The sequence below is a fragment of the Conexibacter sp. SYSU D00693 genome, from assembly GCF_017084525.1.
Lineage (GTDB): Bacteria > Actinomycetota > Thermoleophilia > Solirubrobacterales > Solirubrobacteraceae > Baekduia.
Window position 1 is genome coordinate 632,203 of record NZ_CP070950.1, and the last position, 23,985, is coordinate 656,187.

22 protein-coding genes are annotated in these 23,985 nt (G+C 75.1%); 20 read left to right on the forward strand and 2 right to left on the reverse strand.

Features of this window, described 5'->3' with window-relative positions:
• Positions 1 to 18: 18 nt before the first annotated feature.
• The 5 genes from coaBC to JUB12_RS03220 are packed head-to-tail and all read left to right on the forward strand — an operon-like array spanning position 19 to position 5,991.
• Positions 19 to 1,284 carry a bifunctional phosphopantothenoylcysteine decarboxylase/phosphopantothenate--cysteine ligase CoaBC gene (coaBC, locus tag JUB12_RS03200; protein WP_205698173.1) on the forward strand — a complete coding sequence of 422 codons (1,266 nt, stop codon included), beginning with the start codon at positions 19 to 21 and terminating at the stop codon, positions 1,282 to 1,284.
• Positions 1,281 to 2,243 (forward strand): MoxR family ATPase, encoded by a 963-nt coding sequence (locus JUB12_RS03205; protein ID WP_205698174.1) that lies wholly within the window; start codon positions 1,281 to 1,283, stop codon positions 2,241 to 2,243. Before coaBC ends, JUB12_RS03205 begins: the two co-directional genes overlap by 4 nt.
• Positions 2,243 to 3,352: a DUF58 domain-containing protein gene (locus JUB12_RS03210; RefSeq protein ID WP_205698175.1), complete on the forward strand. Its 1,110-nt coding sequence runs from the start codon at positions 2,243 to 2,245 to the stop codon at positions 3,350 to 3,352. The genes JUB12_RS03205 and JUB12_RS03210 overlap by 1 nt, the downstream gene beginning before the upstream one ends.
• Positions 3,349 to 5,580 carry a transglutaminase domain-containing protein gene (locus JUB12_RS03215; RefSeq protein WP_205698176.1) on the forward strand — a complete coding sequence of 744 codons (2,232 nt, stop codon included), beginning with the start codon at positions 3,349 to 3,351 and terminating at the stop codon, positions 5,578 to 5,580. The genes JUB12_RS03210 and JUB12_RS03215 overlap by 4 nt, the downstream gene beginning before the upstream one ends.
• Before the next feature lie 48 nt (positions 5,581 to 5,628).
• Positions 5,629 to 5,991 carry a tetratricopeptide repeat protein gene (locus JUB12_RS03220; protein WP_205698177.1) on the forward strand — a complete coding sequence of 121 codons (363 nt, stop codon included), beginning with the start codon at positions 5,629 to 5,631 and terminating at the stop codon, positions 5,989 to 5,991.
• A gap of 108 nt (positions 5,992 to 6,099) precedes the next feature.
• On the opposite strand, the gene JUB12_RS03225 is transcribed toward JUB12_RS03220, so the two are convergent.
• Positions 6,100 to 6,468: a hypothetical protein gene (locus tag JUB12_RS03225; RefSeq protein ID WP_205698178.1), complete on the reverse strand. Its 369-nt coding sequence runs from the start codon at positions 6,466 to 6,468 to the stop codon at positions 6,100 to 6,102.
• Between the two features lie 133 nt (positions 6,469 to 6,601).
• Between JUB12_RS03225 and rimP the strand changes: the two genes are divergently transcribed.
• The 12 genes from rimP (at position 6,602) to JUB12_RS03285 (ending at position 19,279) form a co-directional block, all read left to right on the forward strand.
• The gene (gene rimP, locus JUB12_RS03230; RefSeq protein ID WP_205698179.1) at positions 6,602 to 7,015 is read left to right on the forward strand and encodes a ribosome maturation factor RimP; all 414 of its coding nucleotides are present in this window, start codon (positions 6,602 to 6,604) and stop codon (positions 7,013 to 7,015) included.
• 12 nt (positions 7,016 to 7,027) lie between these two features.
• A complete protein-coding gene (gene nusA / locus JUB12_RS03235; RefSeq protein WP_205698180.1) occupies positions 7,028 to 8,668 on the forward strand; it encodes a transcription termination factor NusA in 1,641 nt (546 codons plus the stop codon).
• A 23-nt stretch (positions 8,669 to 8,691) separates the two neighbouring features.
• On the forward strand, positions 8,692 to 8,997 hold the full coding sequence (locus JUB12_RS22310; RefSeq protein WP_205699688.1) for a YlxR family protein: 306 nt from the start codon (positions 8,692 to 8,694) through the stop codon (positions 8,995 to 8,997).
• Positions 8,909 to 12,247, forward strand: a complete 3,339-nt coding sequence (infB, locus tag JUB12_RS03245) for a translation initiation factor IF-2 (RefSeq protein WP_205698181.1) — start codon at positions 8,909 to 8,911, stop codon at positions 12,245 to 12,247. The genes JUB12_RS22310 and infB overlap by 89 nt, the downstream gene beginning before the upstream one ends.
• Positions 12,248 to 12,271: 24 nt before the next feature.
• Positions 12,272 to 12,574, forward strand: coding sequence for a DUF503 domain-containing protein (locus JUB12_RS03250; RefSeq protein WP_205698182.1), 303 nt, complete (start codon positions 12,272 to 12,274; stop codon positions 12,572 to 12,574).
• Between the two features lie 4 nt (positions 12,575 to 12,578).
• Complete coding sequence (gene rbfA / locus JUB12_RS03255) at positions 12,579 to 12,941, forward strand: 30S ribosome-binding factor RbfA (RefSeq protein WP_241004398.1); 363 nt, start codon at positions 12,579 to 12,581, stop codon at positions 12,939 to 12,941.
• Positions 12,938 to 13,939, forward strand: coding sequence for a bifunctional oligoribonuclease/PAP phosphatase NrnA (locus tag JUB12_RS03260; RefSeq protein WP_205698183.1), 1,002 nt, complete (start codon positions 12,938 to 12,940; stop codon positions 13,937 to 13,939). Before rbfA ends, JUB12_RS03260 begins: the two co-directional genes overlap by 4 nt.
• 5 nt (positions 13,940 to 13,944) lie before the next feature.
• Entirely contained in the window at positions 13,945 to 14,775 is an 831-nt protein-coding gene (gene truB / locus JUB12_RS03265) for a tRNA pseudouridine(55) synthase TruB (RefSeq protein WP_205698184.1), read from the forward strand.
• A 10-nt stretch (positions 14,776 to 14,785) separates the two neighbouring features.
• The gene (locus JUB12_RS03270; RefSeq protein ID WP_241004399.1) at positions 14,786 to 15,688 is read left to right on the forward strand and encodes a bifunctional riboflavin kinase/FAD synthetase; all 903 of its coding nucleotides are present in this window, start codon (positions 14,786 to 14,788) and stop codon (positions 15,686 to 15,688) included.
• A complete protein-coding gene (gene rpsO / locus JUB12_RS03275) occupies positions 15,685 to 15,957 on the forward strand; it encodes a 30S ribosomal protein S15 (protein ID WP_205698185.1) in 273 nt (90 codons plus the stop codon). The genes JUB12_RS03270 and rpsO overlap by 4 nt, the downstream gene beginning before the upstream one ends.
• A 17-nt stretch (positions 15,958 to 15,974) precedes the next feature.
• Complete coding sequence (locus tag JUB12_RS03280) at positions 15,975 to 16,457, forward strand: redoxin domain-containing protein (RefSeq protein ID WP_205698186.1); 483 nt, start codon at positions 15,975 to 15,977, stop codon at positions 16,455 to 16,457.
• A gap of 590 nt (positions 16,458 to 17,047) precedes the next feature.
• Complete coding sequence (locus tag JUB12_RS03285) at positions 17,048 to 19,279, forward strand: NHL repeat-containing protein (protein ID WP_205698187.1); 2,232 nt, start codon at positions 17,048 to 17,050, stop codon at positions 19,277 to 19,279.
• Between the two features lie 31 nt (positions 19,280 to 19,310).
• Here the strand turns inward: JUB12_RS03285 and JUB12_RS03290 are convergent, their stop codons facing one another.
• Positions 19,311 to 19,778, reverse strand: a complete 468-nt coding sequence (locus JUB12_RS03290) for an SRPBCC family protein (protein ID WP_205698188.1) — start codon at positions 19,776 to 19,778, stop codon at positions 19,311 to 19,313.
• A gap of 27 nt (positions 19,779 to 19,805) precedes the next feature.
• Between JUB12_RS03290 and JUB12_RS03295 the strand changes: the two genes are divergently transcribed.
• From JUB12_RS03295 to JUB12_RS03305, 3 genes are all read left to right on the forward strand, one after another.
• Complete coding sequence (locus JUB12_RS03295) at positions 19,806 to 20,279, forward strand: thioredoxin domain-containing protein (RefSeq protein ID WP_205698189.1); 474 nt, start codon at positions 19,806 to 19,808, stop codon at positions 20,277 to 20,279.
• 87 nt (positions 20,280 to 20,366) lie between these two features.
• Positions 20,367 to 22,643 carry a polyribonucleotide nucleotidyltransferase gene (locus JUB12_RS03300; protein ID WP_205698190.1) on the forward strand — a complete coding sequence of 759 codons (2,277 nt, stop codon included), beginning with the start codon at positions 20,367 to 20,369 and terminating at the stop codon, positions 22,641 to 22,643.
• Positions 22,644 to 22,692: 49 nt separating this feature from the next.
• Positions 22,693 to 23,937 carry a pitrilysin family protein gene (locus JUB12_RS03305; RefSeq protein WP_256436571.1) on the forward strand — a complete coding sequence of 415 codons (1,245 nt, stop codon included), beginning with the start codon at positions 22,693 to 22,695 and terminating at the stop codon, positions 23,935 to 23,937.
• The last annotated feature ends 48 nt before the right edge of the window (positions 23,938 to 23,985 follow it).

Genomic DNA, 23,985 nt, shown 5'->3' on the forward strand with positions numbered 1-23,985 from the left:
CCTCCACGGAGCGTCGCCGTGGCGCGGATCCTCCTCGGCGTCTCCGGCGGCATCGCCGCCTACAAGGCCCTCGAGGTCGTCCGCCTCGCCACGAAGGCCGGCCACGCGGTGCGCGTGGTGCAGACCGAGGCGGCGCAGCGGTTCGTCGGCGCGCCGTCGTTCGCCGCGCTGAGCGGCGCGCCCGTCCTCACCACGGAGTGGGAGCGCGACCCCGCCCGGGGCGCCTTCCCCGACCAGAAGCCGCCGAGCCACGACCCGGCGTCCCACCTCGAGCTCGTCCGCAACGCGGACGTGCTCCTCGTCGCGCCGGCGACGGCCAACACCATCGCCCGGCTGGCCCACGGCCTGGCCGACGACCTGCTCTCGACCGCCGCGCTGGCGGCGACCTGCCCGCTGGTCGTCGCCCCCGCGATGAACCACCACATGTGGGAGCACCCGGCGACGCAGGCCAACCTGCAGACGCTGCGCGAGCGCGGCGCCACCGTCGTGGCGCCGATCACCGGCGCGCTGGCCACCAAGGGCGAGTGGGGGACGGGCCGGCTGGCCGACCCCGAGGTGCTGCTGGCCACCGTCGAGGCCCTCGTCCCGGCGGGCGCCCGCCCGTGGGACGGCCTACGGGTCCTCGTCACCGCGGGTGGCACGCGCGAGCCGATCGACAGCGTCCGCTACGTCGGCAACCGCTCCTCGGGGCGCATGGGCTGGGCACTGGCCGAGGAGGCCGCGGCCCGCGGCGCCCAGGTGACGGTCGTCGCCGCGAACGTCGGCCTGCCGCGCCATCCGCGCGTGACCTACGTCGATGTCGAGACGGCCGCCGAGCTGCGCGACGCGTGCGTGGCGCACTTCGCCCAGACCGACGTGCTGCTCATGGCGGCGGCGGTCGCCGACTTCCGCCCGGCGCAGGTCGCCGACGCGAAGATCAAGAAGACCGGCCGTGACGGGCTCGTCGTCGAGATGGCCCCGACCGAGGACGTCCTGAGCGCGCTGGCGAGCCAGCGCGTGCCCGGCCAGGTGCTGGTCGGCTTCGCCGCCGAGCACGGAGCGCAGACGGCGATCGCCTACGGGCGCGGCAAGCTCGAGCGCAAGGGGCTCGACGCCGTCGTCGTCAACGACGTCTCGCGCAAGGACATCGGCTTCGACGCGGTCGAGAACGAGGTGACGATCGTGACCGCGTCGGGCGACCGCCACGTCGAGCGCTCGACCAAGGCAGAGGTGGCCCGGGCCATCCTCGACACCGCCGAGGCCCTGCGCGCGCCGACCGAGGGTGCCCTCGGGGCCGCCTCGTGAGCGACGCGACGGGGCGCCTGGACGCCGCCGAGGTCCGTGCCGCCGCCGCGCTGGTGCGCCGCATCGCCGACGCGGTCCACCTCGCCGTGGAGGTCCGCCGCGAGGTGCTCGACGACCTGCTGGTCTGCGTCCTCGCCGAGGGCCACGTCCTGCTCGAGGACCTGCCGGGGGTGGGCAAGACCACGCTGGCGCGGACGGTCGCGCGGGCGACCGGCCTGGGCTTCGCGCGCGTGCAGTGCACCGCCGACCTGCTGCCGGCCGACGTGGTCGGGACGAACGTCTTCAACCAGCGCGAGGACCGCTTCGAGTTCCGGCCGGGGCCGATCTTCGCCAACGTCGTCCTCGTCGACGAGGTCAACCGCGCGTCGCCCAAGACCCAGTCCGGGCTGCTGGAGTGCATGCAGGAGCGCCGCGTGACCGTCGACGTCGTCTCCCACGAGCTCGCGCGGCCGTTCGTCGTCCTGGCCACGCAGAACCCCGTCGAGTTCGAGGGCACCTACCCGCTGCCCGAGGCGCAGGTCGACCGCTTCATGGCGCGCCTCACGCTCGGCTACCCGAGCGCCGCGGGCGAGGCCGAGATGCTCCGCGCCCACGAGCGCGGCGACCGCGTCGGCGACGTCGAGCCGGTGGCCGACCCGACCGGGCTGGTGCAGGCCATCGACGCCGCCACGCGGGTGCACGCCTCCGACGCGCTGCGCGCCTACGTCGTGGCGCTGCTCCAGCGCACGCGCGACGACGCGCGCGTCGAGCTCGGGGCCAGCCCCCGCGCAGGGCTCATGCTCCTGCGCGCCGCCAAGGCACGGGCCCTGCTCGACGGCCGCGACCACGCGCTGCCCGACGACGTGCAGGCGCTCGCGGGCGTCGTGCTCGCCCACCGCATCGTGCTCGCGCCCGAGGCGCTGGACGCGACGGGCGACCAGGTCGTCGCCGACGCCCTCGCCCAGACGCCCGCGGTCTGATGGGCGGCGTCGCCGCACGGCCGGCGGCGGGGACGGCGCTGCTCGGCGCGGCGCTCGTCGGCGTGGCCGGCCTGCTGGACGCCGAACCGCTGTACGTCCCGGGCATCGCCTTCCTGCTGCTCGCGCTGTGCGCGGCCGGGTGGGTGCTGCTGGGCACCCGCGACGCGCGGGTGCACCGCGAGGTCCCCGCCCGCCGGGTGGTGGAGGACGAGCCGCTGCACCTCGAGGTCGTCCTGCGCGCCGGGCGCCCGCTGCCCGCCGGCGAGCTGCACGACGCGCTGCTCGACCGTCCGGCGCCGCTGCCCGCCGGGCGAGCCGCGACCCGGGTGCGCATCGACGCGCGCTTCGCGCGGCGTGGGCGCAAGGCGCTGCCGGCCCCGCGGGTGGCGCTGCGCGACCCGTTCGGGATGGTCACCCGGACCGTGCAGGGCACCACGTCCGAGGACGAGGTCCTCGTGCTGCCACGCGTCGAGGAGGTCCGGACCACGAGCGCCGGCGGCGAGGGCTCCGGGCTCGGCACGCGGCGCGGCCAGGCCGTCGCGGCCGCCGAGGTCGAGCTCGACGGCGTGCGCCAGCACCGGCCCGGCACGCCGGCCTCGCGGATCTACTGGCCGGCGCTCGCGCGCCGCGGCGAGCTGCTGGAGCGCCGGATGCGCGCCGACGGCGACGCGCGCCCGCTCGTGGTGCTCGACCCGCGCGGGGCCGCGAGCGCCGAGGACCTCGACGCGGCGGTCCGCGCGACCGCGTCGATCGCCGTCCACCTCGCCCGCCAGGGTGGGTGCGCGGTGCTCGTGCCGGGCGACCGGCGCCCGACCTCGCTCGAGCCCGGGCTGGCGGCGTGGCCGCACCTGCACGCGCGCCTCGCGCTCGTCGAGGGCGAGCACGTGCCGGCGCTCGGCGCGGTGCTGGCGCGGGTGGGGGAGGTCGTGCTCGTCAGCGCCCGCCGGGTCTCCCGGGCGCCGCGTGCGCTCGCCCAGGCGCCGCGGGGCGGGCGGATCCTCGTGGTCCCGGCGCCGCTGCCCGGCCGGCGTGCGCTGTTCGCCGTCGCGGGGTGCACCGGCTACGAGCTGTCGGGGTCGGCTTCGCGCGCGCGAGAGGCGGTGGCATGAGCGACGAGCGCGTCGCCCGGGCCCTGGCCTTCGCGGCGCTGGCGACCTTCGCCGGGGCGCACTGGGCGGGCATGGTCGCGCCGGGCGCGCTGATGTCCGTCGTGGGCGCGGTGGCGCTCAGCGTGGGCGTGGCCTTCGCCCCGCGGCCGCGCCGCGTGCCGCCGATCGGGCTGGTGGCGCTCGCGCTCGCCGGGGTGCTCGTCGCGACCCTCGTGCTCGCCGGCGTGCCGGTCCGGCTGCTGGACCCGCGTTCGTGGGGGGAGCTGGCCTCCGGGATCGGCTCGGGCCTCGAGGCGCTGCCGGGCACGCGCGTGCCCTACGGCGGCGACGACGCGTGGGTGCGCGCGACGATCGTCGCGGGCGGCGTGCTGCTCGTCGGCGTCGGCGGCCTGCTGGCGCTCGGACGCCGGCCGCATCCCCTGGCGGCGGCCGCGGTGCTCGGCGTCCTCTACGCGGTGCCCGTGGTCGAGCGCGACCCACCGCTCATGTACCTCGACGGCGCGCTGTTCGCGGTCCTGTGTGGCGCGATGGTGTGGGGCGGGCGTCTGCGCGGCACGGAGCTGCGGATCGCCGGCGGGCTGCTGGCGGCGTGCGCGGCGGTCGGGCTCGCGGTCGCGCCGCGCGTCGATGCGTCCGAGCCGTGGCTGGACTACGAGCAGCTCGCCCGCGACCTCGACGAGGGTCGCAGCGCACGCTTCGACTGGAACCACGGGTACGGGCCGCTGCGCTGGGCGCGCGACGGGCGCGAGGTGCTGCGCGTGCGCTCGCGCCGGGAGGCCTACTGGAAGGCGACGTCGCTCGAGGACTTCGACGGGGTGGCGTGGCACCGCGGGAGCCAGGTCGGTCGCGGCGTGCCCGACACCGAGGTCCTGGCCGACCGCTGGCGCCTGGGCTTCCGCGTCACCGTGCGCGGGCTGCGCACCCGCGACGTCGTGGGGGCGGGGACGACCACGCGGGTCGTCGGGCGGCCGGCGGTGGAGGGGCCGCCGGGGAGCTTCCAGACCATCGGGCGCGAGCTGCGCCGGGGCGATCGCTACGACGCGCAGGCCTACGTCCCGCGGCCGAGCGTCGAGGCCATGCGCGCCGCCGGGACCGACTACCCGTGGTGGGTGCGCCGGCAGCTGCGGGTCCGGGTGCCACCGCCCGCGCCGGCGAGTCCCGGGCTGACGCCCGGCACGGCCGACGGGCCCGAGGTCCAGGTCGCGGCGTGGGGCCACGACGAGCCGTACCTCACGACGCGCGGGGTCGCCTACCGCTCCGGGGACGGTCGCGAGGTCCTCGAGGGCTCCGACCTGGCGCGGATGTTCGCGCTGGCCCGCCGGCAGCGCCAGGCGTCGTCGACGCCGTACGACTTCGCGCGGCGCGTCGAGGCGTTCCTCAAGCGCGGGGCGACCTACACCGAGTCGCCACGGCCCTCGCGCCTGCCGCTGGACACCTTCGTGTTCGACCGCCGCGAGGGCTACTGCCAGCAGTTCTCCGGGGCGATGGCGCTGCTGCTGCGCCTCGGCGGCGTGCCGGCGCGGGTCGCCAGCGGCTTCTCACCAGGGACGCTCGACGAGGGCACGGGGGAGTGGGTCGTGCGCGACCTCGACGCCCACTCGTGGGTCGAGGTGTACTTCCCGCGGATCGGCTGGGTGACCTTCGACCCGACGCCGTCGGGGGCGCCGGCCGAGGGCCGCCCGGAGGAGGAGCTCGAGACCGCCGCCGAGCCGGGCGACGAGCGCGCGCTCGACGACCCGGCCGCGTCGGGTGCCGCGCCCGCGGACGGCGGCGGCGGTGGCAACGGTGGCGGCGAGGAGCGGGAGACGTGGCCGCTCGTGGCGGCGCTCGTCGCGCTGTTCGTGGCGGGCGGTGGCGGGGCGGTCGCGGCGCGGCGCCGTCGCCGGGCCGTCGCGGCCTCCGGGCTGCCCGCGGAGGTCGCCGAGCTCCTGGGCGCGCTGCGGGCCACCGGCCGCCCGGCCGCCCCGGGCCTCACGCTGCACGCCGTCGAGCGGTCGCTGGCGGGCGGCGCGCCCGAGGCCCGCGCGTACGTCCGCGCGCTGCGCGAGCGGCGCTTCGCCGCGGACGGCGAGACGGGGGCACCGCCCGATCCGCTGGGCCGCGCCGCCCTGCGCCGCGAGCTCGCCGAGGGCCTGGACCGCGGGGCGCGGATCGCCGCGTTCACCGCCCTGCCGCCGACGCGCGCCGAGCTCCGCGCCCGCCTCCGGGCGGCCCTGCGCCACGGCTGACCGACCGCCCCGGCCCCTCCGCGGCCCGCTCTACACTGGGTCGGCGGGATGGCCGAGCTCTACGACCTGTACGCCAACGGCAAGGAGCTGCTCCAGCGCGGCGACTTCCACGCGGCGGCGGTCCCGCTCGGCCGCGCCGCCGAGATGGCGCCCGACAAGGACTCCATCCGCGAGGCCTACGGCCGCGCGCTCTTCGGCGCCCATCGCTACCGGGAGGCCGCCGAGGAGTTCGGCGCCATCGTCGAGCACGTACCGACCGACCACTACGCCCAGTTCTGCCTCGGCCGCGCCCTCCAGCAGATGGGCCGCCACGCCGAGGCCCGCGGGCCGCTCACGCTCGCGTCGAACCTCCGTCCCGACAACCGGGACTACCGGCACTACTGCGAGCAGGCGCGGCGCCGGGCGGCGTAGGGGCGCCGGGCGTCGGCCGCCCGGTCCGGCGCAGACCGGGTTCGGGGCCGAACGACCATCCGTTGGCGGATCTTCCGCTTCCCAGACGGAGAACCCGCCACTCGATGCTCAGCCGCCCCGCGCCGCCGCCGCCGCCCGCACGTCCCCCGCCACCTGCACGACCGCCGCGAGCACCCGCTCGACCCACACGACCTGCAACCCCGGGGCCACCAGCTCCGCCTGCACCCACACCGCTCCCGCGCTGGAGTGCGTCAGCCGGACGAGCTCGCCGAGCCTCGAGCGGTGCAGGAGCCAGTGCGGGTCGACGGCGTCCGGGCCGCAGAGCTCGGCCTGCACGCGCAGCAGCCCGCCGGCGTCGCGCAGGCCGACGTCCAGCGGCCATCCGCCGACGTCCTCGAACGTCACGCCCCACTCGCCCGGGGCCACGACGCGGTGGTCGGCGCCGAGCTCCGCGAGCACCTGGTCGACGGGATGCACGGGCCCATCCTGACCGGCCCGCGCTGCTACAGTCGCCGCACAGCTTTCGTGCCGCCGGCCCGCCCGGCGGTTGCAGGACCGGAAGTGGGCGCTCGCCCACTTTCGTCGTTTCTAGAGGAGATCAGCGGCAGTCATGAGCACCATCCAGGACGAGGTCGAGGCCCGGCTCGCAGAGCGCGTGCCCGACGTCGAGGTGCTGCTCGCGCACGTGGTCGGGGAGACGGTCGAGGTCTACATCGACCACCCCGACGGGGTCACGCTCGAGCTGTGCGAGAAGGTCACGCACGCCCTCCCGGAGCTCCGGGAGGACTACGCGCTGACCGTCTCGTCGCCGGGCACCGAGCGTCCGCTCACCAAGCCCGACCACTTCCGCCGCTTCGTCGGCCGCCGGGCGAAGGTCCGCCTGCGCGAGGCGCGCGAGGGCCATCGCTCGTTCACGGGCGAGCTCGTGGGTGCCTCGGACGCCGAGGTGACCATCGCCGCCGACAGCGGCGTCGTCGCCATCCCGTACGCCGACATCTCCAAGTCGAACCTCGTCGCGGAGTAGAGGAGGAGCACCGTGTCCAAGGAGATCATCGAGGCCATGACCGGGCTTGCCCGGGAGAAGGGCATCGCGCCGGAGAAGCTCATGACGGCGCTGGAGGACGCGCTCCTCTCCGCCTACAAGAAGCTGCCGGGCGCGGCGCGCTACGCGCGCGTCGAGGTCGACGGCGAGACGGGCGACTTCGTCGTCATCCGCTACCGCATCCCGAAGGACCTCGAGCAGGAGCTCCTCATGGAGACCGTCGAGGAGGAGGCCTACATCGACCCGGAGACCGGCGAGCGCGTCGAGCCCGCCGACCCGGAGATCGACCCGGCGAAGTTCGAGGAGCACCGCGACCGGATCGAGGAGATCGACGACACGCCCGAGGACTTCGGGCGCATCGCGGCGCAGACGGCCAAGCAGGTGATCCTCCAGCGCATCCGCGAGGCGGAGCGCGACATGATGTTCGAGGAGTACCGCGACCGCGTCGGCGAGCTGATCACCGGCATCGTCCAGCAGTCCGACTCCCGCTACACCCTGGTCCAGCTGCGCGAGCGCGTCGAGGCGCTGCTGCCGCGCGGCGAGCAGGTCGACGGCGAGCGCTACGACCACTCCCAGCGCGTCAAGGCGGTGATCAAGGAGGTCTCGCCGAGCGCGAAGGGGCCGTCGATCATCGTCTCGCGTCGCGATCCGGAGCTCATCAAGAAGCTCTTCGAGCTCGAGGTCCCGGAGATCGCCGACGGCCTGGTCGAGATCGCCAACGTCGCCCGCGAGCCCGGCTACCGCTCCAAGATCGCGGTCGTCTCCCACGCCGACGGCGTGGACCCGGTCGGCGCCTGCGTCGGCCCGCGCGGCTCGCGCGTGCGCATGGTCGTCTCCGAGCTGCGCGGCGAGAAGATCGACATCATCCCCTACAACGACGAGCCCGCCCGGTTCGTCGCCAAGGCGCTGTCGCCCGCGCGCGTGCGCGAGGTCCTCGTCGACGACGAGTCGCGCCAGGCCACGGTCATCGTGCCCGACGACCAGCTCTCGCTCGCCATCGGCCGCGAGGGCCAGAACGCGCGGCTGGCCGCCCGCCTGACCGGCTGGCGCATCGACATCCGCTCCGAGACCGAGTTCGCCACCGCCCAGCAGGACCACGGCGGCGGGGACGAGGCCTTCGACGTCGCGGAGACCGGCGGTCGCTGCCAGGCGCTGGGCGTCACGGGCCGCCGCTGCCCGAACCAGGCGCTCGCCGGCTCGATGTTCTGCGGCCTGCCCCAGCACCAGGCGCTCGTGCGCTTCGGCACCACGACCGTCGAGGTCCTGCAGCCGCTGACCGACGACGAGATCACCGAGCTCGCCGACCCGGACAAGTCCCAGGAGGACGTCCAGGACATCGTCGACCGCGCCGAGGCGATCCTCGCCGAGGCGGCCGCGACGATCGAGGCCGAGGGCGCCGACGCCGGTGACGAGGTCGATCCGAGCGAGCTGACGGGCGAGGGCGGCGACGAGGTCGTGCCGGGCGAAGTGGCCTTCGGCGAGGGCGAGGAGGCGGTCCACGACGAGGCCGCCGGACTCGAGCCCCAGCCCGACGGCGCGCAGCCCGACGGGGAGGCGGCCGAGGTCGCCGGCGCCGATGGCGCTACGGTTGGGGAGGTCGCCGACGCCTCCTCCGCCGAGGAGCCCACGTCGTAGCGGCCGAGCCACACCGCCGCTGCATCGGCTGCGGCGCAGTACGCCCCAAGCGGGAGCTGCGCCGCATCGCCCTCGTGGACGGTGAGCCCGTCCTCGACCGGGAGGCCCGCCTCCCTGGTCGTGGTGCGTACGTGTGTGGGAAGGACTGCGCCCGGCGCGCAGTCGAGAAGCAGGGCTTCAGCAGGGCGTTCAAGCGCCGTGTCCAGCCTGGCCCGATGTTCGTAGAATCCCTGGAGACTGATGGCGAAGAAGCGCGTGCACGAGATCGCGAAGGAGCAGGGGATGTCCTCGAAGGACGTCCTCGAGAAGCTCCAGGCCGCCGGCCATGACGTGAAGGCGGCAGCCTCGACGATCGAGGAGGGCGATGCCCTGCGCGTGCTCGGCAACGGCAACGGCAGCGGTGGCGGTGCCTCCGCGAAGGCGGCGGCGGCCAAGCCCGCGGCGCCGGCCAAGCCGGCCGCTGGCGGCCAGCGTCCCGTGCAGCCCGCCCGTCCCGTGCAGCCGGCCGGCCAGCGCCCGGTGCAGCCCGCGCGCCCGGTCCAGCCGGGCCAGCGCGCCGTGCAGCCCGCGCGCCCGGTGCAGCCCGCCCGTCCGGTCCAGCCCGGCGGCGCCCGCCGTCCGGCCCCGGCGCAGGGCGGCCAGGCCGCCCCGCCCGCCGCGCGCTCGTTCGACCCGGAGCCCGGCCAGGAGCCGCTGAACCTCCGCCGTCGCGGTGCCGAGCAGGAGCGCCGCGTGCCGCTTCCGCCGCCCCCGTCCTCGACGCCGCTGCGCCCCGGTGCCGGCACGACGCCGCCCGTGCGCCCGCAGCGGCCGGCCGCGCCCGCCACGCCGCAGCAGCCCGCGCGTCCCGCCGCGCCGCAGCAGCCGGCCGCGCGCCAGGCGCCGGCCCAGCCCCAGCAGCCGGCCGCGCGCCAGGCGCCGGCCCAGCCCCAGCAGCCGGCCCGTCCGGCGGCGCCCGCCAAGCCCGCCGCGCCCCAGCAGCCCGCGCGTCCCGCCGCGCCGCAGCAGCCGGCCGCGCGCCAGGCGCCCGCCCAGCCCCAGCAGCCGGCCCGTCCGGCGGCGCCCCAGCAGCCCGCCGCGCCCCAGCAGCCCGCCGCGCGCCAGGCCCCCGCACAGCCCCAGCAGCCCGCCCGTCCCGCCGGCGGCGCCCCGCAGCAGCCCGCTCGCGGCGGCGGCCAGCCGCAGCGTGGTGGGGCCCCGCAGCGCGGCGGCCAGCAGGGCGGCCGTGGGCCGTCCGGTCGCAACCAGCCCGCGCGCGGCGGCCGCCAGCAGCAGCCGTCGGGTCCGCGCCCGGCGATGTCCTTCAACGCCCCGGCGCCGTCGTCGGAGTCGCTCATCAAGCCGACCGAGCGCGCCCGCCCGGTCCGCCCGACCGAGCAGCCCGCCGCGCCCGCGCAGCCCGAGCAGGCCGCGGCCGAGGCCGCCAAGCAGCAGGACCCGAAGGCCAAGGGCGCTCCGGCGCTCCAGCCGCACACCGAGCCGCCGAAGCCCGGCGCCGGTCCCAAGATCATCTCCGTCCCGGAGCCCCCGCGGCGCCCGACGCGCGACGAGACGAAGTCCAGCCCCAGCACGCCCGGCGGGCGTGGGGGCCGGCCGTCCCGCGGCGGCGTCGGCGGCGAGGGCGGCCCCGGTGGCGGCCGTCGTCGCGTCGTCATCGAGGGCGGCGCCGCACGCCGCGGCCCCGGTGGCCCCGGCGGTCCCGGCGGCGGTCCGCCGCAGCGCCCGCCGCGCGGCCGTCGCCGTCGCCGCCGCCGGACGCCGATGGAGGAGCATCCCGCCGTCCTGCCCGCGGACCAGATGACGCGGGTGGACGTGGTGCGGATCCAGTCCGGCTCCACCGTCAAGGACGTCGCCGAGTACCTCGGCGTCCCGGTCCCGGCGATCATCACGAAGCTCATGTCGATGGGCGAGCTCGCGACGCTCACCAAGACCCTGAGCGACGACCACATCGAGCTGCTGGCCGAGGAGTTCGGCAAGGAGATCCGGCTCGTCTCGGCCGCCGACGACGAGGTCGACGAGGCCTTCGACTTCGAGGACCAGCCCGACGAGCTCGAGCCGCGCCCGCCCGTCGTCACGATCATGGGCCACGTCGACCACGGCAAGACCTCGCTCCTGGACGCGATCCGCGAGACCGAGGTCGCCGAGGGCGAGGCCGGCGGCATCACCCAGCACATCGGCGCCTACCAGGTGCACCACGGCGAGGACGTCGTCACGTTCCTCGACACCCCGGGCCACCAGGCGTTCACCGCCATGCGCGCCCGCGGCGCCGCCGTCACGGACATCGCCGTGATCGTCGTGGCCGCCGACGACGGTGCCCGCCCGCAGACCGACGAGGCCATCGACCACGCCCGCGCCGCCGGCGTGCCGATCATCGTCGCGGTCAACAAGATCGACAAGGAGGGCGCGGACCCGACGCGCGTGCGCACCGAGCTCACGCAGCGCAACCTGCAGCCCGCCGAGTGGGGCGGCGAGACCGAGTACGTCGACGTCTCGGCCAAGACGAAGGACGGCATCGAGGACCTGCTCGAGACGATCACCGTCGTCGCCGAGCTCCTCGACCTCCAGGCCAACCCCGACGCGCCGCCGTCGGGCACCGTCATCGAGTCCCGGCTCGACCCGGGCCGTGGCCCCGTCGCGACCGTCCTGGTCCAGCGCGGCACGCTCGAGGTCGGCGACGCGATCGTCGCGGGCGCCCACCCGGGCCGCGTGCGCGCCATGCAGGACCACCTCGGCCAGCGCGTCGAGGCGGCCAACCCCGGCGATCCCGTCGAGGTCCTGGGCTGGGAGTCGGCGCCCGCCGCCGGCGAGCAGTTCCGCGGGGTCGAGTCCGACCGCGAGGCGCGCCGCCTCGCGCAGGACCGCGCGACCCGGCTCAAGGCCGAGGCGATCGCCCGTCGGTCGGGGCGCAAGAAGTCCTTCGAGGACGTCTTCCGCCAGGCCAAGGAGGGCGAGGCCAAGGAGCTGCCGCTCGTCATCAAGGGCGACGTGGCCGGCTCGGTCGAGGCGCTCCAGGACGAGATCGCCCGCCTGCCGCAGGACGAGGTGTTCGTCGACGTCATCCACAGCGGCGTCGGCGGCATCAACGAGTCCGACGTCATGCTCGCCGCCGCGTCCGACGCGGTGATCATCGGCTTCAACGTGCGCCCCATCGGGAGCGCCGGCCAGGAGGCCGACCGCGAGGGCGTCGAGATCCGGACCTACTCGATCATCTACCGCGTGCTCGAGGACCTGCGCGCCGCGATGGAGGGCATGCTGGACCCCGAGGACGTCGAGCACACGCTCGGCTCCGTCGAGGTCCGCCAGACCTTCCGCGCCTCGCGCATCGGCGTCATCGCCGGCTCGTACGTCACGGACGGCAAGGTCGTCCGCGGCGCGAGCGTCCGGGTCGTGCGCGACGGCACCGTGGTCGGGGAGTCGCGGATCGGCTCGCTCAAGCGCTTCAACGACGACGCGCGCGAGGTCACGGCCGGCTACGAGTGCGGCATCGTGCTCGACGGCTTCCAGGACGTCCGCGAGGGCGACGTCCTCGAGGTCTACGAGACGCGCCAGGTCGAGCGCACGCTCGCCCCGGCGACCTAGCCGGCCGGGAGCGCGACACGTGCCGTGCCCTACGTCGCGCTCCTGCGGATCCACCTCACGTTCCCGGACAGCGCCAGCCTCAAGGGCAAGCGCAAGGAGCTCTCGTCGGTGAAGGCCCAGATGCACGGCCGGCTGGGCCTCGCCGTCGCCGAGGTCGACCACCAGGACACCTGGCAGCGCTCCGAGCTGGCTGGCGCGCTGGTCAGCGGGTCGCTGCCGACGCTCGAGCGTGCGGTGGACGGCGTGGGCCGCTGGCTGGACGGCCGCTACCCGGAGGGCGTGCGTCTGGAGAGCACGGTCGTGTCCTTCGAGGACGTGGGGGCGTAGGATCATGGCCGACCGCATGCGCCGCGTGGACGAGGCCGTCCGCGAGGTCCTCGGAGATGCCGTGTCCCGTGACCTGAAGGACCCGCGCATCGGCTTCGTGACCGTCACCGACGTCAGGACAAGTCCCGACCTCCGCCACGCCACGGCCTACGTGAGCGTCCTCGGCACGAGCGCCGAGCAGGAGGCGACGCTCGAGGGCCTGCGCTCGGCCCACGGGATCCTGCAGTCACGGATCGCGGCGGAGCTGCGGATGAAGCGCACGCCGACGCTCGACTTCGTGCTCGACCACACCGCCGAGCGCGCACAGCAGCTCGAGGCGCTGATCGACCAGGTCGCGCCCCACGACGAGGAGGATCACGGACGATGACCACGCCGCGGGAGGACGTGCTGCGCGAGATCCGCGAGGCCGACCGCTTCCTCCTCGTCACCCACGAGAACCCCGACGGCGACGCGCTGGGCTCGCTCGTGGCGATGCACCTCGTGCTCGTCGCCCTGGGCAAGGACTCGGTGATGCTCATGGCGCCCGACGAGTTCCCGCTGCCCTACGAGTACCGGTTCTTCCGCCTCGACGGCCTCGTCTCCGTGCCGCCGGCCGACCTGGCCGAGCGCACCGTCGTCTTCCTGGACTGCGGCAACATCGACCGCAACCCCTTCATCGAGGTCAAGCGCGACGAGGCGCACATCCTCAACATCGACCACCACCACGACAACACGCGCTTCGGCACGGTCGACCTGGTCGACGACGAGGCGTCGTGCACCGCGGAGATCGTCTGGGACCTCATGCGCGGGCTCGGGGTGGAGCCGACGCCGGAGATCGCCGACGCCCTCTACGTCGGGCTGGTCACCGACACCGGCAAGTTCATGTACGAGAACACGGGCACCCGCGCGCACGTCATGGCCGCGGAGCTCATCGAGGCCGGCGTCGACGTCCACGCCATCTACCGCCGCCTCTACGAGGGCATGCCCTACGGCAAGCTCGAGCTGCTGGCGCGCGCGCTCACGCACGTGCAGCGCTTCGACGACGGCCGCCTCACGACGACCCAGCTGACGCGCGAGGACTTCGCGGCGGCCGGCGCGGAGGAGAGCTGGTCGGAGGGCATCATCGACCACCTGCGCTCCGTCGAGGGCACGAAGGTCGCGGCGCTGTCCCGCGAGCTCGCCGGCGACGCGAACGCCGCGCCCCGCCGCAAGGTCTCGCTGCGCGCCACCGACGGCGAGGTCGACGTGTCCGTCATCGCCCGCGCGGGCGGCGGCGGCGGCCACCGCCAGGCCGCCGGCTTCACGACGACGCTCTCGCCCGACGAGCTCGTGGACTTCCTGCGCGAGCAGGTCGCCGCGCAGCTCAGCGCGTCCGCCACCTCGTAGGGGCCATGGACGGGGTCCTCCTCGTCGACAAGCCGGCCGGGATCACCTCGCACGACGTCGTCGCGCGGGTGCGCCGCACGCTGCCCAAGGGCACGCGCGTCGGCCACGCCGGCACGCTGGACCCGTTCGCCACCGGCCTGCTGCTCGTCCTCGCCGGCCGTGCCACGCGCGTCCAGCGGTTCCTCATGGCGCTGCCCAAGACCTACGTCGCCCGGGCGCGCTTCGGCTGGACGTCGACCACGGGCGACCCGGAGGGCGAGCTCGTCGAGACGGGTCGCGTGCCGGCCGAGCCGCTCGTGCTGCCCACCGGCGTCCTGCGTCAGCGCCCGCCGGCCTACAGCGCGGTGAAGGTCGGCGGCCGGCGCGCCTACGCGCTGGCGCGCAGCGGGGAGGAGGTCGAGCTCGCCGAGCGCGAGGTCGTGGTGCACCGCTTCGAGCGCCTCGACCAGGACACGTTCGAGATCGCCTGCAGCGCGGGGACCTACGTGCGCACGCTCATAGCCGACCTCGGCGACGCCTACTGCACCGCGCTGCGCCGGACGCGGATCGGGGACTTCGCCGTGGAGGACGCGATCGCGCCGCCGGAGCGCGACGACCCGGCCGCCCCCGCGGCGCTGGAGCGGGCGCTCGTCCCGCTCGACCGCGCGCTGGCGGGCGTCCTGCCGGCCGTGGAGGTCGACGGGGACACCGGTCGGCGGCTCGCCCACGGCCAGCTCGTCGAGGCCCCCGTGCCGGGCGACGGGCCGTTCGTCGTGCGCGACCCGGACGGCCTGGTCGCCATCGCCGAGGCGACCCCGCGGGGCACCGTCAAGGCCGTCGTGGGCTTCCGGTCATAGGCTGTCCCGCGTGGCGCCGGCAGCGATCGTCCACCTGCCCGACGTGCAGCCGCGCCCCCGGCGCGTGGCCGTCGGGACCTTCGACGGGGTGCACCGCGGCCACCGCGAGGTCATCGCGGGCGCCGACGCCGTCCTGACCTTCGACCCGCACCCGGTCTCGGTCGTCAAGCCCGACGCGGCGCCCAAGCTCCTGACGACGCTGCGGCGCAAGGCCGAGCTCGTCGGCGCGCTCGGGGTCCAGGAGCTCGTCGTCATCCCGTTCGACAAGGACTTCGCGGGACGCGACGCCCAGAGCTTCATCGACGACGTCCTGGTCGGCGCGCTGGGCGCGACGCACGTCAGCGTGGGGGAGAACTTCCGCTTCGGGCACCGCGCGCAGGGCACGCCGGAGATGCTGGCCGCCGACGGGCGCTTCGAGACCCGGGTGGCCCCGCTGCTCGAGGTCGACGGCGAGGTGGTCTCCTCGAGCCACATCCGGGGGCTCATCGCGGGTGGGGCGGTCCAGTACGCCAACGAGCTGCTCGGGGCCCCGTTCGTGCTGGAGGGGGAGGTCCAGCACGGCGACAAGCGCGGCCGGACGCTCGGCTACCCGACGGCCAACCTCGTCCCGCGCCAGGAGGACGTCCTGCCGGCCCACGGCGTCTACGCGTGCGAGGTGCGGCTGCCGGGCGGCGAGGTCGTGCCGGCGGCGACGAACGTCGGCGTGCGCCCGCAGTTCGTGACCGGGCGCGGGGAGCTCATCGAGGCGTTCCTGGTCGACTGGAGCGGCGACCTGTACGGCCAGGGCATCGAGGTCGCGTTCCTGCGGCGCCTGCGCGGGGAGAAGCGCTTCGCCTCCGTGGACGCCCTCGTGGAGCAGATGGCGGCGGACGTCGAGGAGACGCGCGCTGCTACCCTGCGCAGCCGCCCATGAGCACCCTCACCGCAGAGCGCAAGGCCGAGATCATCGAGCGGTTCGGCGAGAACCCGCAGGACACGGGCAACACCCGCGTCCAGATCGCCCTGCTCACCGCCCGGATCAACGACCTGACCGAGCACCTGCGCGAGAACAAGAAGGACCACCACAGCCGTCGTGGCCTGCTCATGCTCGTGGGCCAGCGCCGCCGCCTGCTCAACTACCTCCAGAAGAAGGACCTGGAGGGGTACCGGGCGCTGCTCGGCGAGCTCGGCCTGCGCAAGTAGCGCCCCGCCCCGCGGCGATGGCCGACGGCATCATCGCGCCGGGCACCCCGGCGCCGGAGTTCACGCTGAAGACCGAGGACGGCGGGACGTTCACCGCCGCCGACCTCCAGGGCCGGATCACGGTCCTCGTCTTCTACCCCTTCGCGTTCAGCTCGGTCTGCACGAACCAGTTCCAGGTCTACGAGGAGGTCCTGGACGAGTTCAAGGCGCAGGGCGCCGAGCTCTACGGCGTCTCGACCGACGCCACCCCGTCCCAGACGGCCTTCCGCGAGTCCCTGGGCGTCTCGATCCCGCAGCTGTCGGACTTCGAGCCCAAGGGCGCCACGGCCAAGGCCCTGGGCGCCTACTTCGAGCCCGCGGGCATGACGAACCGCGCGCTGGTCGTCTTCGGCCCGGACGGCACCGTCGCCTGGTCGCACCTCGCCGACTCCCCGGGCGACCTGCCCGGCGCGAACCTCGTGGCCGAGGGCATCGCGGCGGCGACGTCGGCGTCGGCGTAGCGGGCTGCGCGCAGGGCGGTTCTGCGCTCCGCGTGAGCTCCGCTCGGGCGTTGGCCTGGGCGCGGCGCGTTCGCTGTCCTGCACGTCGGGAGGGAGGGGGCGGCCGTCGCCGGGCTCGCGAGGCGAAGACCATCGATTGGCGGATTCTCCGCCTGGGGAGCGGACTATCCGCCACTCGATGCACGAATGCCTCGCGGGGCGCCGGGCGGCAACGCCTTGCCTCCCTCAGTGCGAGACGGCGGACGCTCCGTCCCCCTCGGGCGCGTGGGGGGAACGCCACGACGTCCTCGGCGGGGATCCGCTCAGGCGTTGGCCTGGGCACGGGGCGTTCGCTGTTCTGCCACGTAGGGAGCCACCGGGCCGGCGGTCGCCGGGTGCGCGAGGCGTTCCTGGCCGACTTGCGCGAGTGGTGGTCGCCGGGAGGCGCGACGTCGCCGAAACCGCGTGTTCGGCCCCGAAGGACCATCCGTCGGCGGATTCTCCGTCTCGGGAGCGGACTATCCGCCACTCGATGCACGAACGCCTCGCGGGGACCGCCGCCGCACGCCGTCTTGCGACTTCCGCGCCCGCCGCGTGTTCGACTGGGGGAGATGGTCCGCTTCGCCCTCGCCGCCGCCCTCACGACCGCCGCGGCCCTCACCGCCGCCGCGCCGGCCGCCCACGCCCAGGACGTCCCCTGCCCCGGCGCCCAGCCGGCGTGCCCGTGGACCGCGGCCTCGCAGGTCGGGCAGCGCGACGGCGGCGTCCTGCGCTTCCCGCAGGCGATCGCGGTCGCGCCCGACGGGACGGTGTACGTCGGCGACCAGGGCTCCCGCACCGTGCAGGCCTTCGGACCCGACGGGCGCTGGCTGCGCTCGCTCGGCCAGGCCGGGACGCGCGCCGGCGAGCTGTCGGGCGTCGGCGCACTCGCCGTGGCCGGGGACGGGACGGTGCTCGTCGCCGACGGCCAGAACAAGCTCGTGCGCTTCACGCCCGACGGCCGGCTCGTGCGCAGCTGGGGCAAGGCCGGCAGCGACGTGGGGGAGTTCCTCTTCGGCGGTGGGCGGGGCAACGACGCCGGCGCGGGCGGCGGGCTCGCCGTGGCCAACGGCATCGTCTACGTCGCCGACAGCGGCAACGACCGCATCCAGCGCTTCGACCTCGACGGCGGTCGCGGAACGGTGATCGTCCCGCCCGGCCAGCTCGGCTACCCCAAGGGCCTGGCGGTGCGCGGCAGCCGGCTCTTCGTCGCCGACAACCAGAACCACCGGGTGCTCGTGAAGGACACCGGCGGGCGGACGCTGCGCGAGATCCGCACGGGCGCCGGCTCGGGCGGTGCGATGCAGCACCCCTACGGCGTGACGACCGACCCGCAGGGCCGTGTCTACGTCTCCGACAACCTCGGCCAGCGCGTCCTGCGCTTCAGCACGGGGCCGACGTACCCCTACAAGGGCCGCTGGGGCTCCTACGGGACGCGGCCCGGCCAGCTCGCCTACCCCCGCGCGATCGCCACGAACGCGGCGGGGGAGGTCCTCGTCACGAACACCGGCAACGACCGCGTCGACGTCTTCGACCGCGGCGGCGCGCTCGTGCGCTCGTTCGGCACCAGCGGCCGGGCGCCCGGCCAGTTCGGCACGCCGCTCGGGGTCGCCGCCGACGCCAGCGGGATGCGCGCGGTGACGGACTCGGTCAACGGGCGCGTCCAGGTCCTGGCCCCCGACGGCTCCGTGCTGGCGGTGTGGGGCTCGCCGAACCCGGGGCCGACGATCCTGCCGCGGCCGGTCGCGGTCGCCTTCGACGGAGCGGGCAACGCCTACGTCCTCGACCAGCGCCGCGCGCGCATCGTCGTCTTCAGCCGCACGACCGGCCAGCCGGTGCGCACGATCGGCGCGCAGGGCTCCGGGCCGGGCAAGCTCCTGGACCCCAGTGCCCTGGCCATCGATGCCGACGGCACGCTGTTCGTCGCCGACACCGGCAACCGCCGGATCGCGCAGTTCGCGGCAGACGGGGCGTACCTCGGCGCGATCACCGGCGCCGGCGCCGTGCGCGGCATCGCGGTCACGCCGGCGGGCGACCGCATCTACACCGCCGACAGCGCCAACCGCATCGTGGTCCGCGGCGGCGACGGCGCGCAGGTCGCGCAGTTCGGCGGCACGGGCAACAAGCTCGGCAAGCTCAACGCGCCGGGGCAGATGACCGTCGACGCCGCCGGGACGCTGTGGGTCGCCGACCGTGGCAACAGCCGCGTCCAGCGCTTCGGCCCGGACGGCGAGCGGCTGCTCGCGGTGGGCGAGCGCGGCACGGGCCCGGGCCAGTTCCTTCACCCGACCGGGATCAGCGTCGACTGCCGCGGCACGCTCACGGTCACCGACTCGTCGAACAACCGCGTCCAGCAGTTCGCCCTCGCGGCGCCGCCCGCGGCCACCTGCACGCCGGTCCCGGCGCCCGCGACGCCGCCCGCGCCCAAGCTGCCGACGCTCCCGCCGCCCGACGGCCCCGCGGTCTCGCTCGACGTCGTGCGCCGTTCGGGCCTGCTCGGTCGCGGTCTGCCGATCCGCGTCGGCTGCGACACGGGCTGCGACCTCACGCTCACCGCGACGCTCACGCCGCGGGCCACCCCGAAGAAGGGCCGGCGCACGTCGGTCACCCTCGCCGCCGTGCGCGCCGCGCTGCCCGCGGGCGACACGAAGCTCCTGCGCGTGCGCCCGACGCCGGCCCAGGTCCGGCGCCTGCGCAAGGCGCTGCGCGGGCGCAAGGGGCTCGTGGCCACGCTGTCGGTGACCGCCGTCCCCGCGGCCGGCGAGACGACGAGCCTCACCCAGCGCGTCGAGGCCGGCGCCTAGGGGCGGGCCGCCAGGACGAAGTCGGCGAGCCTTAGGCGCCCCGCGCCGCGCGCAGGAGCTCGGGGACCCGCCGGGCCCGGAAGTCGAAGATCTCGTCGAGGTCGCGGCGCACGACGAGCCGGCGCGCGAGCTCGCCCAAGGGCCCGAAGCCGATGGCGTAGCGGACGGTGTCGCGCATCCGCGTCCGCCCGTCGCCCTCCGGCGCGAACTCGTGGGTGTGGTGCCACAGCGCGTACGGGCCGCGGACCTGGACGTCGACGAAGCGCCGGTCGGGCTCCCACTCCTGGATGAGCGTGTCCCACGACACCGGGAGCCCGTGGACGCGCAGCCGGTACTGCAGGAACGTCCCGGCGGCCATCGGCGGGTCGGGCGTCAGGACGCGGAAGCGCAGCAGCGGCGGGGTGATCGCCTCGAGGTTGCGGGCATCGGCGAAGAAGGGGAAGACCTCGGCGGGCGTCCCGTCGAGCACCTGCTCGCGGTGCAGGGTGTGGATGCGCATCTCGCTGGGGGTACGGTCCTGGACGCGATGGCGGACGACCTGAGCAGCGCGGCGGTCCCCGGCCTGCGCGCCGACGACCACGTCGACGGTGCCACCGGCGTCGAGCTCACCGTCCTGTACGCGGACTTCAGCTGCCCGCACTGCGCGGTGACGTACCTGCGCCTGCGCGAGGCCCGCACGCCGCTGGCCTTCCGGCACTTCGCGCTCAAGGCGAAGGGCCCGCGGGCCGTCCCGCTGGCCTGCGCCGCGGAGGCGGCCGCCGCCCAGGGCGCGTTCTGGGCGTTCGCCGACACCCTGTTCGGCGACCTCGGCCGCCAGGACGACCCGCACCTGTGGGCCCGCTGCGAGACCCTGGGCCTCGACCTCGAGCGCTTCGAGGCCGACCGCCGCGGCGAGGGCGCCATGGAGCGTGTCCGCCGGGACACCCGCGAGGGGATGAAGGCGGGGATCGTCTCCACGCCGGCGGTCTTCTCCCTGCGTCCTGACGTGGTCCCGGGCTAGACTGGGCAGCAGTTCGGATACCGCAGACAGCGAAGACCCGGCCCGCGGACGTCCGACGCGCGGGCCCACGAAGGAGAAAAACTCCACATGTCGCAAGACGTGACCACGATCTCGGTCGAGATCGCCGGCGAGGAGATCACGTTCGAGACCGGCAAGCTGGCCAAGCAGGCCGGCGGCGCCGTGGTCGTGAAGCAGGGCGACACCGTCGTCCTCAACACCGCCACGGTCGGCAACCTCCGGGACGTCGACTTCCTCCCGCTCACCGTCGACGTCGAGGAGCGGATGTACGCCGCGGGCAAGATCCCCGGCTCGTTCTTCAAGCGCGAGGGCCGCTCCGGCGAGAAGGCCACCCTCACGGCCCGCATGATCGACCGGCCGATCCGCCCGCTCTTCCCCAAGGGCTGGCACTACGAGACCCAGCTGGTGGCGCTCACGCTGAGCGTCGACCAGGTCCACCCGTACGACATCCTCGCCATGAACGGCGCGTCCGCGGCGCTCATGCTCAGCGAGGTGCCGTTCCCCACGCCCGTCGGCGCCGTGCGCATCGGCAAGGTCGAGGGCAACTTCGTCGTGAACCCGCGCGAGGAGGACCTCGAGGGCGCCAGCGACCTCGACCTCATCGTCGCCGGCACCGAGGACGCGATCCTCATGGTCGAGGCGGGGGCCAACATCATCCCCGAGGCGGAGATCCTCGACGCCCTGGACATCGCCCACGGCGCGATCAAGAAGCTCTGCGCGGCCCAGCGCGAGCTGGCCGAGAAGGCCGGCAAGCCGAAGATGGAGGTCGAGGCCCCCGGCGTCGACGAGGGCCTGTTCGGCGAGATCAAGGACGCCTTCGGCCAGAAGGTCGACGAGGCCACCTCGGTCGTCGACAAGCTCGAGCGCCAGGACGCGACCAAGGCCGTCGAGGCCGAGGTGCTCGCGCAGTTCGCGCCCGACGAGGACGACAGCGCCCGCCGCGCGGAGGTCGCCCGGGCGTTCGCCAAGCTCGAGAAGGCGACGGTGCGCGAGCGCATCGCCGTGCGCAAGCTGCGCCCTGACGGCCGCTCGGAGCGCGAGATCCGCAAGATCGACGTGGAGGCTGGCGTCCTGCCGCGCGCCCACGGCTCGGGGCTCTTCACCCGTGGCCAGACCCAGGTCCTGAGCGTCGCCGCCCTCGGCACGCTCAAGGAGGAGATGCGCCTCGACACCCTGGGCCTGCAGACGCAGAAGTTCTACTGGCACCACTACAACTTCCCGCCGTTCTCGGTGGGCGAGGCGGGCTTCATGCGCGGTCCCAAGCGCCGCGACATCGGCCACGGTGCGCTCGCCGAGCGCGCGCTCGTCGCGGTCGTGCCGACCACCGAGGAGTTCCCGTACACGATCCGCGTCGTGTCCGAGACCCTCGAGTCCAACGGCTCGTCCTCGATGGCGTCGGTCTGCGGCTCGACCCTCTCGCTGATGGACGCCGGCGTGCCGATCAAGGCGCCGGTGGCCGGCATCGCGATGGGCCTCATCAAGGAGGGCGACGACTACGTCGTGCTCACCGACATCGCCGGCGTCGAGGACCACCTCGGCGACATGGACTTCAAGGTCGCCGGCACCGAGGAGGGCATCACCGCCCTCCAGATGGACATCAAGATCACCGGCGTCACGTTCGAGATCCTGCGCGACGCGCTCGAGCAGGCCCGCGAGGCGCGCCTGGAGATCCTCGGCAAGATGACCGACGTCATCTCCGCCCCGCGCGAGTCGCTGTCGTCCTACGCGCCGCGGATCCTCCAGGTCAAGATCGACCCGGACAAGATCGGCCTGCTCATCGGCAAGGGCGGCGAGACCATCCGCGGCCTGCAGGACGAGTTCGAGTCCCAGATCGACGTCGACGACGACGGCAACGTCCGGGTCTACTCGGCCAACGGCGAGCTGGGCGAGGCCCTGGCCGACCGCATCCGGTCGATGACCAAGGAGGTCGAGATCGGCGATGCCTTCACGGGCAAGGTCGTGAAGACCACGACGTTCGGCGCGTTCGTCGAGCTGGCCAAGGGCACCGACGGCCTGCTGCACATCTCCAACGTCTCGCCCGGCCAGCGCGTCGCGACGGTCGAGGAGGTCCTCAACAAGGGCGACGAGATCAGCGTCCGCGTAGTCGAGGTCGACCGCGAGCGCGGCCGCATCGGCCTGCGCCTGGCCGAGGACCCCGAGGTCGAGGGCAAGACCGCCGAGGAGCTGGCCACGGTCGGCTCGGGCGGTGGCGGCGGCAACGGCGGCGGCCCGCGCCGCGAGCGCGGCCCGCGCCGCGACGGCGACCGCGGCGACCGCGGCGGCGACCGCGAGCGCGGCTCCGGCCGTCCGCGCCGTCGCTCCAACCGCGATCCCGACCGGGACTGACCCGCTGCACGAAGAGCACCAGCTGACGGAGGTCGCCCCCGGCCTGCGCGTGGTCACCGAGCGCATGGACTCCGTGCGCTCGGTGGCCCTCGGCTACTGGATCGGCACCGGGTCGGCTGCCGAGGACGAGCAGCAGGCCGGCCTGTCGCACCTGGTCGAGCACATGCTCTTCCGGGGGACGTCGAAGTTCACCTCGCTCGAGGTCGACCAGCTCTTCGACGGGATGGGCGCGGAGGTCAACGCCGGCACCGGCAAGGAGACGACCTCCGTCTACACGCGCGTCCTCGACGTGCACCTCGAGCGGGCGCACGACGCCATGGCCGACATGGTCTGGCGCCCGCGCATGGAGGCCGACGACCTCGCCCAGGAGCGCGAGATCGTCCTCGAGGAGCTCGCGATGTACGAGGACGAGCCGCAGGACAAGGTCTTCGACGTGCTCGGGACCGCGGTCTTCGGGTCGCACCCGCTGGGCCGGGCGATCATCGGCCACCGCGAGGTCATCGCCGGCACGCCGGCCGACGGCCTGGCCGCGTTCCACCGCGAGCGCTACGTCCCGCGCAACGTCGTCGTGGCGGCGGCGGGCTCGGTCGAGCACGACCGGCTCGTCGAGCTGGTCCGGGCCGGCCTGGGCGACCGTGCCGACGACCCGCGCCCCGCGCCGGGCGAGCCGCCCGTCGACGGCGACCACGCGCCGCGCCGGCTGTTCGTCGCCAAGCCCACCGAGCAGTACCACCTGTGCCTGGGGGCCCCGGGCATCGCCCGCGACGACGACCGGCGCTTCGCCCTGCGCCTGCTCGACACGGTCTTCGGCGGCACCTCGTCCTCGCGGCTGTTCCAGGAGGTCCGCGAGCGCCGCGGGCTGGCCTACAGCGTCTACTCGTTCGCCGGCTTCCACGCGGAGACCGGGCAGGTCGGCCTCTACGTCGGCACCCGGCCCGACAACGTCGGCAAGGCCTTCGACGTCGTCGGCGAGCAGCTCGCCCGCCTCGTCGAGGAGCCCGCCACGCCCGAGGAGCTCGAGCGCGCGCGGGAGAACCTCAAGGGCCGCCTCGTCCTCGGCCTGGAGTCGACGCTCGCGCGCATGAACCGCCTGGGCTCGTCGATCCTCGCCGACATGCCGGTGATGTCGGTCGACGAGGTGCTCGAGCGCGTCGACGCCGTCACGCTCGACGACCTGCGGTCGCTGGCCGCCGAGCTGTGGGCGCCCGAGCGCCTGTCGGCCGCGGCGATCGGCGCCGACGAGGACGTGGTGCGCGCGGCGCTGGAGCCCGTCGCACCCGCCCTCGCCGCCTGACGCCGTCTAGCGCTCGGTCTTGCGCGCGGCCCAGTCGCCGTGGATGGC